Raw genomic sequence first — 13,169 nt, forward strand, 5'->3', positions numbered from 1 at the left:
GGGGATCCGCGCTTCAGTTTCGGAGCTCTGAACCCCTACTTCGAGGTTCCGAACTCGCGCTTTGGAGTTCTGGGACTTCGAGTTTGAGGTTCTGAACTTCGAGTTTGAGGTTCTGAACTCGGACTTTGAGGTTCTGAACTCGGACTTTGAGGTTCTGAACCTCAGCTTTGCGGTTCTGAAACTTCGACATCGAGGTTTTGAACGCCAGCTTTGAGGTTCTGAACGGCGACTTTGAAGTATTCGAACTTCAACGTTGAGGTTCCGAACTCCAACGCTGGCGTTCGGAACTCCAAACTCCGGGGCTTTGAGCTTCGACAGGAGCAGGCGCACAGCGCCACGGGCGGTGCCCAGCCGGTTTGGCCGTACCTGCCCTAGATGGCGCCTTGAATTTTCGTAAGCGGGCGGAAACAAGAACGGGAACTGTCTGAGCGAAGCGAGTTTTCCCGTTCTCCGCCCGGTTACGAAAATTCAAGGAGGGGGTCGCCATCTCGGGCGCGCCTTTCTTTTGCTTACTTTTCTTTGGCAAGACAAAGAAAAGTGAGTCGTGCCCGACAGGGTACGAAACAGGGATGAACCACCAAGGCAAAAAGACGCAAAACGCCTCAACCAATGCTCCGTCTCCCAAGCTCCCTCGCCCCCGGCAAGCCCTTCCCCCTTGGCGCCCAATGGGACGGCCTAGGCATCAACTTCGCTGTCTTCTCCGCCAACGCCAGCAAGATCGAACTCTGCATCTTCGACCCGACCGGCCGCAAGGAACTGACCCGCTTCGCCCTGCCCGAATGCACCGACGAGGTCTGGCACGGCTACCTGCCCGGCGTGGAAGCCGGCCTTGTCTACGGCTACCGCGCCTACGGCCCGTGGGAGCCGCAGCATGGCCATCGCTTCAACCCCCACAAGCTGCTGCTCGACCCCTACGCCCGCCGGCTGGTGGGCGCGCTGCGCTGGTCCGATGCACTGTTCGGCTATCGGCTGAACTCCAACCGTGGCGACCTTTCATTCGACCGCCGCGACAGCGCCCCCGCCATGCCCAAGGCCGTGGTCACCGACGAGTCGTTCAACTGGGGCAACGACATCCGCCCGAACACGCCGTGGTCGCGCACGGTCATCTATGAAGGGCACGTGCGCGGATTCTCGATGCTTCGCCAAGACCTGCTGCCCCCTGAGCGTGGGACATTCAGCGCGCTCGGCGACAGCGTCTTCATCGAGCGCCTGCAGCGGCTGGGCATCACCGCCATCGAACTGCTGCCCATTCACGCCTTCCTGCAAGACCAGTTCCTGGTAGAGCGCGGCCTGCGCAATTACTGGGGCTACAACACGCTGTGCTTCTTTGCGCCGGAGCCGTCGTACCTGTCGGCGCCGTCGCTGCATGAGCTGAAGGTGGCGATCCGGCGGCTGCATGCGGCGGGTATCGAAGTGCTGCTCGATGTGGTCTACAACCACACGTGTGAAGGCAGCGAACTGGGGCCGACGCTGTCGTTCCGCGGGTTGGACAACGCGAGCTATTACCGCCTCGTGCCGGGCCAGGAGCGTTATTACATCAACGATACGGGCTGCGGTAACACGCTCAACCTGTCGCACCCACGTGTGCTGCAGATGGTGATGGATTCGCTGCGCTACTGGGTCAACGCCTTCCATGTGGATGGTTTCCGCTTTGACCTGGGCGTTACGCTCGGGCGCGAGGGCAACGGTTTCGATCCAGGCTCGGGCTTCTTCGATGCCATACGCCAGGACCCGGTGCTCTCCACCGTCAAGCTCATCGCAGAGCCTTGGGACGTGGGCCCCGACGGTTATCAGGTCGGCAACCACCCGCCCGGCTTTGCCGAATGGAACGATCGATTTCGCGATGGCATCCGCCGCTTCTGGCGTGGCGATTCCGGACAGCGCCCAGACCTTGCCGCGCGCCTGACCGGCAGTGGCGACCTGTTCGACCGCCGCCACCGCAGGCCATGGGCGTCGGTCAACTACGTGGCCTCACACGACGGCTTCACGCTGCACGACCTCGTGAGCTACGCCGACAAGCACAACGATGCCAACGGCGAAGACAACCGCGACGGGCACAACGACAACTGCAGCACCAACTGGGGCACGGAAGGCCCAACCGAGGACACCGCCATCCTGGCCCTGCGTGAACGCGTGACACGCGCGCTGCTGGCCACGGTGTTTTTCTCCAACGGCACGCCGATGCTGCTGGCGGGCGACGAGTTCGGCCGCACGCAAGACGGCAACAACAATGCCTACTGCCAGGACAACGCGCTCTCATGGCTCGATTGGTCGTTGCTGGAGAAAGACCCGGGGCAGGCGCTCGCGCGCTATACGGCACGGCTGATCGCACTTCGCAAGGAAAGCCCGGCGCTGCGCTGGCCGCACTACGTGCACGGCAACACCGAGATCCTGCCCGGCGTGCAGGACATCGCCTGGTTTGATGAGCGCGGCCAGGTGCTTTCGCCCGACGCGTGGAACGACAGCGAGGCTCGCGCGTTGGCGCTACGCCGCGCATGCGTCGAGACCATCGACGGGGAAGCGCGCCCGCACGTGGCGCTGCTGCTCATCAACGGCGCCGCAACGGACCTGACCTTCACGCTGCCTGAGCCAGCCATGGATTGGCAAATCGCCATCGATAGCGCAGCGCCAGAGCAGGAGGCCCACCCGCACGGCAGCGGCACCCTGAAAGTGGCAGGACGCAGCGTCGTGCTGCTGTTCGCCACGCAGCTCGCCACGATCGCCCACATTGCCGGGCAGCCTGATGCGGACGTCAGTGGTGAAACCCTCGGGCACGTTCCCGAAACGCACAACGCACCGCAGAACGACCGGCCCGAGCAACCCATCACCGACGACGAGCGCACCGCACCCACTGCCGGTCAGGCAGCCAACGACGACAATGGAGACGCCTCGCGATGACCGCACCCGCCCCCCGGTTCGCGCACGACATGCCGTTTGGCGCCACCGTCCTGGCAGACGGCAACACCCGCTTCCGCCTGTGGGCGCCTGACGCGACCGCCGCGTGGGTCGAGATCGACGACGCGCGAGGCGACGAGGCCATCCGCATGGATACCGAGCCCGATGGTTGGTACGCAGCGGTGGCCCCCGTGGCTGCCGGCACGTGCTATCGGTACCGCATCGCCAATCGGGACGGCGTGACGCTGTCTGTGCCCGACCCGGCCGCTCGCGCACAGTGGCAGGACATCCCCGGCCCGAGCCTCGTCGTCGATCCGCAGCGCTACCGCTGGCAGCACGCCAACTGGCAGGGGCGGCCCTGGCACGAGACGGTGCTATACGAACTGCACGTCGGCACGCTGGGCGGCTTCAAGGGTGTGCGCGGGCGGCTGCCCGAACTGGCACGGCTGGGCATCACGGCCGTCGAGTTGATGCCGGTGGCGGAGTTTCCGGGCGCGCGCAACTGGGGCTACGACGGCGTCCTGCCCTTTGCGCCCGACGCCAGTTATGGCACGCCGGACGATCTCAAGGCGTTGATCGACACCGCGCACGGGCTGGGCATGATGGTGTTTCTCGATGTCGTCTACAACCATTTCGGGCCCGACGGCAATTACCTGCACCACTACGCGCGCAGCTTCTTCCGCGACGATGTGCATACGCCCTGGGGTGCGGCGATCGATTTCCGCATACCGCAGGTGCGTGAGTTCTTCATCCAGAACGCGTTGATGTGGCTGATGGAATATCGCTTTGACGGCCTGCGGCTCGACGCCGTGCACGCCATCACCGAGCGCGACTGGCTGGGCGAACTCGCCGCTCGGGTGCGGCTGTCGGTCGAACCCGGCAGGCATGTGCACCTCGTGCTGGAGAACGAGCACAACGCGGCATCGCTGCTGCGCGATGGCGGCACCCATGGCGACTTCGAAGCGCAGTGGAACGACGACGGCCACAACGTCCTGCACGTGCTGCTGACCGGCGAGCGCGAAGCCTATTACGCAGCCTACGCAGATGCGCCGGCAGAGCGCCTGGCGCGCGTACTTCAGGACGGGTTCTGTTACCAGGGCGAGCCGTCGCCCATCCATGAAAACGCACCGCGCGGCGAACCGAGCGCGCACCTGCCGCCCACCGCATTCGTGCTGTTCCTGCAAAACCACGATCAGATTGGCAACCGCGCCTTTGGCGAACGACTGACGCAGCTTGCGCACCCCGATGCGTTGCACGCCGCGCAAGTGCTGTTGCTGCTGAGCCCGCAGATTCCAATGCTCTTCATGGGTGAAGAATGGGGCAGCACGTGCCCGTTCCAGTACTTCACCAGCCACCACGGCATGCTGGCCGAAGCCGTGCGGGAAGGCCGGCGCCGGGAGTTTGCGAAGTTCGAGGCGTTTGCCGATCCACACCAGCGCGAGCGCATCCCCGACCCGAACGACGAGCGCACCTACCTCGCCTCCTGCCCCGGCGAGGCGAACCTGACCGAACCCGGGCCGCTCAACACCCTGAACCGCACGCACCGCCTGCTGGCGCTGCGTCATGCAGAAATCATCCCGCGCCTGCCCAATGCGCGCGCACTTGACGCTGTCGCGCTGGGCCACGCCGGCGCCATTGCCCGCTGGCGCATGGGCGATGGCAGCGTGCTCACGCTGATGCTCAATCTGGCCGATCAACCCGTGGCGGTGCCCACGGTGCTGGCGGGTAACCCTGCCGATCTGCTGCACGAATCGCGTGAAGGTGCGGCGGCAGCGCTCATCGCTCATCGCCTGCCGGAGCGCGCGTGTGTGGCATTGCTGCACATGCCGTCGCCCGCCTGACGACAACCGCAACGTACCAACGCACCATGGACCGCACGACTCACTCCTCAGGCACGCAGCGCACGCCACTCCAGCAACTGGCCACGGATGCCGGGCTACTCGTCGACTGGGAAGACGCAGCCAGCCGCCCCATGCGCGTGGCCGACGAAGTGCTGCGCGCGGTGCTCTTTACGCTGGGTCTGCCGGCCGGCACGCCCGCCCAGGTGTCGGAAAGCCAGGCCCGCCTGCGCGCAGAAGCCGAAGCGGTGGCCATACCGCCGCTCGTCACCGGCGTGGTTGGGCAGCCGATCGTGCTGCAGACCTCGGCGCCCCAAGCCGCGTTGCTGGGCGGACAAACCTATCGCGTCGACTTTGAGTCCGATGGCAGCACCGAGGGCAAGATCAGCGTCAGCGCAAGCGAGCACCACGCAACGCTGCGCATGGCGCCAGTGCAGGCCGTGGGCTACCACCGCCTGACCATTGACGCCGGGCCGGGCACCGTGATCGAAGCCACGCTCGCCATTGCCCCAGCGCGTTGCTATGGCGTGGCCGATGCCCTGCGCCGGCACGATCGCCCGGCCGATACACGCCTGTGGGGCGGGTCCGCCCAGCTCTACGGCTTGCGATGCGATGCCGACCGCGCTGCCAGCAGCGCCGGCCTGGGCGACTACACCGCGGCGGGCACGCTGGCGCGGCATCTCGCGCAGCGCGGTGCAGATGCATTGGCGCTCAGCCCCGTGCATGCCATGTTCACGGCCGACGCGCGCCGCTATTCGCCGTACTCGCCATCGAGCCGTCTGTTCCTGAACGCGTGGATGATCGACCCCGCCGCGCTCTTTGGGGACGAAGCCGTGCGACAGACTGTGGTCGACTGCAACCTCGTCGACGACTATGCCCGCCTGGAAGCCGCACAGCTCATCGACTGGCCCGCCAGCGGCAACGCCCGCATGACGGTGCTGCGCGCGCTGCATCGCCGCCTGCTGCAGGCGCCGCTTGGGGACACCGTCGCGCAGATGCTGCTGGACGATTTTCGCGCGTACTGCATTGATGGCGGCACGAGCCTGCGGGATCACGCGCACTTTGAAGCGCTGAATGCGCACCTTGGGCCCGCGCATTGGAAGCAGTGGCCCGAGCAGTATCAACATCCGAGCTATCTGGGCGTGCAGGCTTTCGCTCGCGAGCATGAAGATGCAGTGAATTTCCACCTCTTCCTGCAATGGGCGGCGGCACGCCAATGGGCCCTTGCGCAGCGCACTGCCGAGAACGCCGGCATGGCCATCGGCCTCATCGCCGATCTGGCTGTGGGCACCGACAGCGCGGGCAGCCATGCGTGGGCGCGGCAGCGCGACTTGCTGATCGGCGTGACGGTGGGGGCGCCGCCCGATGTGTTCAACGCGCAGGGCCAGGGGTGGGGGCTGACGACCTTCAGCCCGCGCGCCATGCGCACGCAAGGCTTTTCGGCATTTATCGAGATGCTGCGCGCGGTGATGGCCGTGCCCGGCGGCGTGCGCATCGACCACGTGCTCGGGCTGATGCGGCTATGGGTGATCCCAGATGGAGCACGACCGCTGGACGGCGTGTACCTGCGCTACCCGATGCAGGATCTGCTGCGGCTGGTGGCGCTGGAATCGTGGCGCAACCGCTGCATCGTCATTGGCGAAGACCTTGGCACCGTGCCGCCGGGCCTGCGGGACAAGCTCGCCGACGACGGCCTGCTTGGCATGCGCATCCTCTGGTTTGAACGCGAATACACGCGCGACGATGCGCCCTTCAAGGCCCCGCGCACGTGGGCGCCGGCGTCCGTCGCGATGACGAGCACGCACGATCTGCCCACGCTTGTCGGCTGGTGGATCGGCAACGATCTGCGCTGGCAAGCCGAGCTCGGCTTGCTACCGGCCGGCATGAGCGAGAGCGAGGCGCATGCGCGCCGCATGGACGATCGCGCCGCGCTAGTGGCGGCCTTTGCAGAGCACAACCGCCTGGTGCTGGCCGATGGCGGTGTGCCGATGATCGGCGTGGCGCCCTTGCTGGCGGCATTGGAACAGGCACGCATGGCCACTGCGGCGCAAGCCGACGTCATTTTGCAAGCCAGCGCGCAGGACTTTGCCACGGCGGCTACCGTGTTTACGGGCGCGGCCAACACGCCGCTGGCGCTGGTGCCGCTGGAAGACCTGTTGGGCCTTGTCGAGCAGCCGAACCTGCCAAGCACCATCGACACCCACCCGAACTGGCGGCGTCGCCTGCCAGGGCCGTCCGGCATGCTGCTCGACGCGCCCACGGTGCAGGCGCGTCTGTCCGCACTAGCCAACGCGCGCATCAGCACGCCATGAGTGAACCGACCACACCCCTCACACCCGTCGCCCTCCAGCGTGTACCGCGCGCTACGGTGCGGCTGCAATTGCACCGCGACTTTACGTTCGACCATGCGCGCGCGTTGGTGGATGACTTCGCCGCACTCGGCATCTCGCATCTCTACACGTCGCCCATCACCACGGCGCAGCCAGGCTCCACACATGGCTATGACGTAGTCGACCCCACTCACGTGAACCCCGAGCTGGGGGGCGAACGCGCGCTAGAACAGTTGGTGGATGCGCTGCATGCGCGCGGCATGGGGCTCATCGTCGATATCGTGCCGAACCACATGGGCGTGGGCGGCGCACACAACGGGTGGTGGCTGGACGTGCTCGAATCCGGCCCCGACAGCGCCTACGCCAACTTCTTCGATATCGACTGGCAGCCGCCCAACCCGGCGCTGCGCAACAAGGTGCTCGCGCCCTTCCTGGGCGAAAACTACGCTGACGCGCTGGCCGGCGGCCGACTGCAGCTGACCTACGACGACACAGCCGCCCGGCTGGCCATTGCGTACTACGACCACCGGTTCCCGATTGCGCTGGCCGACTATGCCGCACTGCTTCGCACCGGCAACGCAGACACCGCCACCCACGCGGTAGCCGACCGTTTTGCCGCGCTCGGTACGATCCGCTCACTGCGCACACGCCGCGAACGTGCAGACGAAGCACGCGACGCGCTTCGCAACCTCGCCACCACGCAAGCGGGCGCCGCGCACATCGCCGAAGCCGTGCGCATGCTCAACGCGCAGCCCGATCAGCTTGATGTGTTGATGGCCCGACAGCATTGGCGCCTTGCCCACTGGCGCACCGCCAACGATGAGATCAACTGGCGCCGCTTCTTCGATATCGGCTCGCTGGCTGGCCTGCGCATGGAGCGCGCCGAGGTGTTTGAAGCCACGCATGCGCTGCTGTTCCGGCTCTATCGCCTGGGTTGGATTGACGGCGTGCGCATCGACCACGTTGATGGCCTGGCCGACCCGGCCGCCTATTGCCGCCAGCTACGCCGCCGCCTGCAAGCCGAACACGCCGCTCGCCCCGCTGACCGGCTCACGAGCCACCCGTGGATCGTCGTCGAAAAGATCCTCGCCGGCGATGAAGCCATGCGCACCGACTGGGCCGTGGACGGCACCAGCGGCTACGATTTCATGAACCAGGTAGGTGCGCTGTTGCACGATGCGCACGGCGAGACCGCCCTCACCCAGGGCTGGCTTGAATGGATTGGCGCACCGGTGGCTGAGGCGCCGTTCTCTGCCACGGCGGTGCCCGCACGTCGTCAGATCCTGCACGCGCACTTTGCTGCAGAGCTCGATGCAGCCACGTCAGCGCTGCACGCGGTGGCACAACAGGACCGCAGCAGCCACGACGTGACATGGCACGCCATCCGCCGCGCGCTGGCCGAGGTGATCGTCCACTTTCCGGTGTATCGAACCTATGTGAATGCGCAGCAACGCGATGCGCAGGATTCGGCGATCTTGCAAACCGCCATGTCCGGCGCGGCGACCTGCCTGCGGCGCGTCGACGCGCCTGTGCTCCGCTGGCTCGATGCGTGGCTTGGCGGCCAACCGGCCGGGCAGGACAAGCTGCGCCAACTGGCATTGCGCCGGTGCCAGCAGTTGTCGTCGCCGGTGGCGGCCAAGGCGGTGGAAGACACAGCGTGCTACCGCTACGGCCGGCTGCTGTCGCGCAACGAGGTCGGCGCGGATCCGGGTACGTTTTCCATGAGCGCCAACGCGTTCCATCACGCCATGCAAGCGCGCGCCCACACCTGGCCGCACGCGATGCTCACCACCGCCACGCACGACCACAAGCGCGGCGAAGATGTGCGTGCGCGGTTGGCCGTGCTGTCGGAGCGCCCCACGCAGTGGCTGGCCGCCGCACACCAATGGCGCACAGAACACGCTGCATGGGTGCGCCAATTGCCCACCGGCCCAGCCCCCTCATCCGCCGCGCAGTGGATGCTGTATCAGACGCTGGTGGGGATCTGGCCCGCGGATCTCGACTGGCATGACGCCCACGCCGTGCGCGAGCTGGCCGAGCGCGTCGCGCAGTGGCAAGAAAAAGCGCAGCGCGAAGCCAAGCTGCGCACCGACTGGTTCGCGCCCGATGCGGACTACGAAGCTGCCTGCCGCGATTTCGTCTTTACGCTGCTGACGGGCGAGGCGGCCTCGACCTTCCTGCCTTCGCTCTCCGCCTTCGTGCAAAGCGTGGCGCCGGCCGCCGCCGTCAACGGCCTCGCCCAGACCTTGCTGCGCACCACGCTGCCCGGCGTGCCCGACCTCTACCAGGGCGCGGATTTCTGGGACACCAGCCTCGTTGATCCCGACAACCGCCGCCCCGTCGACTACGCCGCGCGGCATCGCGCATTGCGGGCATTGCACGTGCATGCCGGGCACAGCCTCGCGTCGCTGCTCGCGCATTGGACCGACGGCCGTATCAAGCAAGCCGTACTGGCACGTGCACTGGCCCTGCGCGCCGCCATGCCAGCCGTGTTCGAATCCGGCGACTACCAACCGCTGGCCGTGACCGGCAGCGGCGCGCAGCACGTGTTGGCGTTTGCGCGCGTGCATGGCGCCCAGGCGGTCGTCGCGATCGTGCCGCTGCATGCCTCCGCCCTGCTGGGCCATGCCGCCACACCAACGTTTGCGGATGGCGCATGGCGGGACACCACGGTCTGTCTGCCGTCAGCGCTGTCACACGCTCCGCTGCATAGCGCTTTCGACGGCCAGACGCTGCACACCCCCCGCCTGGCGTTGGGTCAGGTGCTGGCCCACTTGCCAGTCGCCCTGCTGCACACCTGATCACCCCGTCACGCATTCGCACGGGTTAACACCGACTGCGCCTCTCCCTTGCCAGCCCTAGAATTCCTCTATTCATATAGATGACTAGAGCAATGCGTGATGAACACGTCGCTCACGTCACCCGGAGGAGACCGCATGTTCGGCTGGTTCAAAGAGATTTCAAAAGGGGAAAAGCGCACGTTCTGGGCCTGCTTTGGCGGCTGGGCGCTCGACGCGCTGGACGTGCAGATGTTCAGCCTCGTCATCCCGACCATCATCGCGGCGTGGCACATCGGCAAGACCGAGGCCGGGCTGGTGTCGGGCGTCACGCTGGTGGCGTCGGCCCTGGGCGGCTGGATTGCCGGCGCGCTGACCGACCGCTTCGGCCGCGTGCGCACGCTGCAATTCACGGTGCTGTGGTTTTCGCTGGCCACATTCGCCTCGGCCTTTGCGCAGAACTTCGAGCAGTTCCTGGTGCTCAAGGCCATTCAAGGCTTCGGCTTCGGCGGTGAATGGGCGGCGGGCGCCGTGCTGATGGCCGAGAGTATTCGCGCCAGCCACCGCGGCAAGGCGATGGGCACCGTGCAGAGCGCGTGGGCCGTCGGCTGGGGCGCGGCGGTGTTGCTGTATGCGCTCACCTATTCCTTCATCGAGCCCGACCTCGCCTGGCGCGTGATGTTTGCTGCGGGGTTGCTGCCGGCGCTGCTCATCATCTACATCCGCCGTGGCGTACAGGAGCCCGTGCCGGCCGCCAAGCCAGACGCGAAAACCGATGCGATGCCAATTTCGCGCTTTCCGCTGCTCGACATCTTCCGCCCGCAGGTGCTGCGCATGACGCTGATCGGCGGGCTGCTGGGGGTGGGCGCGCACGGCGGTTACTACGCGCTGATGACTTGGCTGCCGACGTATCTCAAGACGGAGCGCCACCTGTCGGTGCTCGGCACGGGCGGCTACCTGGCGGTGATCATCTTCGCCTTCTGGTGCGGCTGCGTGGCCAGCGCGTGGCTGCTGGACGTGCTCGGCCGCCGCGGCAACATCCTGCTGTTCTCGTGCTGCTGCGTGGTGACGGTGCTGGTGTATCTGCTGGTGCCGTTGTCGGATGGCGCGATGCTGGTGCTGGGCTTTCCGCTGGGCTTCTTCGCGGCGGGCATTCCGGCCAGCATGGGCGCGCTGTTCAATGAGTTGTATCCGCAGGGCGTGCGCGGCACGGGTGTGGGCTTTTGCTACAACTTCGGCCGCGTGGTGTCTGCCGCCTTCCCGGTGCTGGTGGGCAAGATGAGCGCATCGATGTCGCTCGGCACGGCCATCGGCATCGACGCGGCCATCGCGTATTCGATCGTCGCGGTGGCAGTGCTGATGCTGCCCGAGACGAAGGGCCGCGACCTCGCTGCCGTCACCGTCTGAACACCCATCACCACATCATGACGACGCCCTTGATCCGTCGCCGCCAGGAGACCCCATGCCCACTCGCCGCGCCTTCAACACCGGGTTGCTTGCCATGCTAGGTTCCACCGCCCTTGCCGGCTGCGCCGCCACCGGCAGCAGCGACGTCTCGCGCGGGGCGTCCGCGCGCATCACGGCCATCGACACGCATGCGCATGTGTTCGAACGCGGCCTGCCGCTGGCAGGTGCGCGCCGCTATGCGCCCACCTATGACGCACCGCTGTCGGCCTACCTCGCGCAGCTCGACGCGCATGGCGTGTCGCACGGGGTGCTGATCCAGCCGAGCTTCCTGGGGGTCGACAACAGCTACCTGCTGGCCGCGCTCAAGCAAGCGCCCCAGCGCCTGCGCGGTGTGGCCGTGATCGACCCGGCTGCGCCCGAGACCTTGCTCACGCAGATGAACGCCGAGGGCATCGTCGGCATTCGCCTGAACCTGATCGGCGCGGCAGATCCGCAGTTGAAATCGCCCGTATGGCAGGCCGCGTTGGCACGCCTGCATGCGCTCGGCTGGCATGTGGAATTACACGTCGAGGCACGCCGCCTTCCCGCGCTGCTGCAGGCCCTGCTGGAAGCGCAAGTGAACGTGGTGGTCGACCATTTCGGCCGCCCCGATCCCGCGCTCGGTGTGGACGACCCGGGCTTTGCCGCATTGCTTGCCGCGGGCCGCTCCCGTCGCGTGTGGGTAAAGATTTCCGGCGCATACCGGAACGGCGCCAACGGACGCGGCGAAGCCATCGCGCAGGCCGCCATGCCGCGCCTGAAAGATGCGCTCGGCCTGGACCGCCTCGTCTGGGGCAGCGACTGGCCGCACACGCAGTTCGAATCGCAGATCAACTACGACAAGATGTGGGCCTTCGCCGGCGTGCTGCTGCCCAGCGCAGCGGACCGCAAGCAAGTACTGGTCGACACGCCCGCGCAGTTGTTCCGCTTCGTCTGAACGCGCGATAGCTGCGGCGCCCCCGCGCGATACCCCATTTCGCGAATCACGAATTTCGCCGCGCGGGCCGCGCTCCTACACTGGCCGCTCCTCATCCCCACAAGCCGCAAGGAGCAGCCATGCAGCAGCATCGACTCGTCGACCAGCAATTCGGCCAGGTCGCCCAGGCCTACCTGACCAGCGCAGTGCACGCGCAGGGCGCCGATCTGGACGCGCTGGCCGCGTTGGCGCAATCGGTGCCGCACGCCAAGGTGCTCGATCTCGGTTGCGGCGGCGGCCACGTGAGCTTTGCGATGGCGCCGCATGTGGCGGCCATGGTGGCGTACGACCTGTCGGAAGACATGCTGAGCGTGGTGGCCGCCGAAGCCGCGCGCCGTGGCCTTGCGCAATTGCACACGCAAGCCGGCCATGCCGAGAGCCTGCCCTTTGACGATGCCGCGTTCGACATCGTTGCCACGCGCTTTTCCGCTCACCATTGGTACGACGTGCGCAAGGGCCTGGCGGAAGCGCGCCGTGTGCTCAAACCGGGCGGCAAGCTCGTCATCGTGGATATCGTCGCGCCGGAGGTGCCGCTGCTCGACACGCTGTTGCAAACCGCCGAGGTGCTGCGCGATGCGTCGCACGTGCGCGACTACCGTGTTTCCGAATGGCAGGCCATGCTGGCCGAGGCCGGTTTCCAGCCCGGCACGCCGCGCACGTGGAAACTGACGATGGCTTTCGACAGCTGGATCGCCCGCATTCGCACGCCGCAAGTGCGCGCAGATGCCATCCGCGATCTGTTCGACCGTGCAGCCGACGAAGCACGCACGTACTTTGCCGTGGCACCCGACCATTCATTTGCCATCGACGCGATGCTGATCGAGGCCGCCTGAGCGACGTAAGCGGCTTGGGCACCCTCATCCCCTCTCATCCTTTTTGCCACACCCGTTGGAGGGGTGCCCTGATA

Annotated in this window: 7 protein-coding genes; all 7 read left to right on the forward strand. The window is 66.6% G+C overall.

The features are described 5' to 3' along the window. Positions 1–609: 609 nt before the first annotated feature. On the forward strand, positions 610–2,898 hold the full coding sequence (gene glgX, locus NG898_RS23045) for a glycogen debranching protein GlgX (protein ID WP_252694594.1): 2,289 nt from the start codon (positions 610–612) through the stop codon (positions 2,896–2,898). After that, positions 2,895–4,736: a malto-oligosyltrehalose trehalohydrolase gene (gene treZ, locus NG898_RS23050; protein WP_252694595.1), complete on the forward strand. Its 1,842-nt coding sequence runs from the start codon at positions 2,895–2,897 to the stop codon at positions 4,734–4,736. The genes glgX and treZ overlap by 4 nt, the downstream gene beginning before the upstream one ends. Positions 4,737–4,762: 26 nt before the next feature. Further along, complete coding sequence (malQ, locus tag NG898_RS23055; RefSeq protein WP_252694596.1) at positions 4,763–7,045, forward strand: 4-alpha-glucanotransferase; 2,283 nt, start codon at positions 4,763–4,765, stop codon at positions 7,043–7,045. Then, entirely contained in the window at positions 7,042–9,864 is a 2,823-nt protein-coding gene (treY, locus tag NG898_RS23060; protein WP_252694597.1) for a malto-oligosyltrehalose synthase, read from the forward strand. Before malQ ends, treY begins: the two co-directional genes overlap by 4 nt. Before the next feature lie 135 nt (positions 9,865–9,999). Beyond that, positions 10,000–11,247: an MFS transporter gene (locus tag NG898_RS23065; RefSeq protein ID WP_252694775.1), complete on the forward strand. Its 1,248-nt coding sequence runs from the start codon at positions 10,000–10,002 to the stop codon at positions 11,245–11,247. A gap of 55 nt (positions 11,248–11,302) precedes the next feature. Continuing rightward, complete coding sequence (locus tag NG898_RS23070; RefSeq protein ID WP_252694598.1) at positions 11,303–12,223, forward strand: amidohydrolase family protein; 921 nt, start codon at positions 11,303–11,305, stop codon at positions 12,221–12,223. 119 nt (positions 12,224–12,342) lie between these two features. Then, positions 12,343–13,095 carry a class I SAM-dependent methyltransferase gene (locus NG898_RS23075; RefSeq protein WP_252694599.1) on the forward strand — a complete coding sequence of 251 codons (753 nt, stop codon included), beginning with the start codon at positions 12,343–12,345 and terminating at the stop codon, positions 13,093–13,095. Positions 13,096–13,169 lie beyond the last annotated feature (74 nt).

The organism is Ralstonia mojiangensis, assembly GCF_023955645.1.
GTDB lineage: Bacteria > Pseudomonadota > Gammaproteobacteria > Burkholderiales > Burkholderiaceae > Ralstonia > Ralstonia mojiangensis.

Coding starts and splice junctions, on each gene's coding strand:
- glgX (WP_252694594.1), top strand. CDS start 610: ATGCTCCGTCTCCCAAGCTCCCTCGCCCCCGGCAAGCCCTTCCCCCTT.
- treZ (WP_252694595.1), top strand. CDS start 2,895: ATGACCGCACCCGCCCCCCGGTTCGCGCACGACATGCCGTTTGGCGCC.
- malQ (WP_252694596.1), top strand. CDS start 4,763: ATGGACCGCACGACTCACTCCTCAGGCACGCAGCGCACGCCACTCCAG.
- treY (WP_252694597.1), top strand. CDS start 7,042: ATGAGTGAACCGACCACACCCCTCACACCCGTCGCCCTCCAGCGTGTA.
- NG898_RS23065 (WP_252694775.1), top strand. CDS start 10,000: ATGTTCGGCTGGTTCAAAGAGATTTCAAAAGGGGAAAAGCGCACGTTC.
- NG898_RS23070 (WP_252694598.1), top strand. CDS start 11,303: ATGCCCACTCGCCGCGCCTTCAACACCGGGTTGCTTGCCATGCTAGGT.
- NG898_RS23075 (WP_252694599.1), top strand. CDS start 12,343: ATGCAGCAGCATCGACTCGTCGACCAGCAATTCGGCCAGGTCGCCCAG.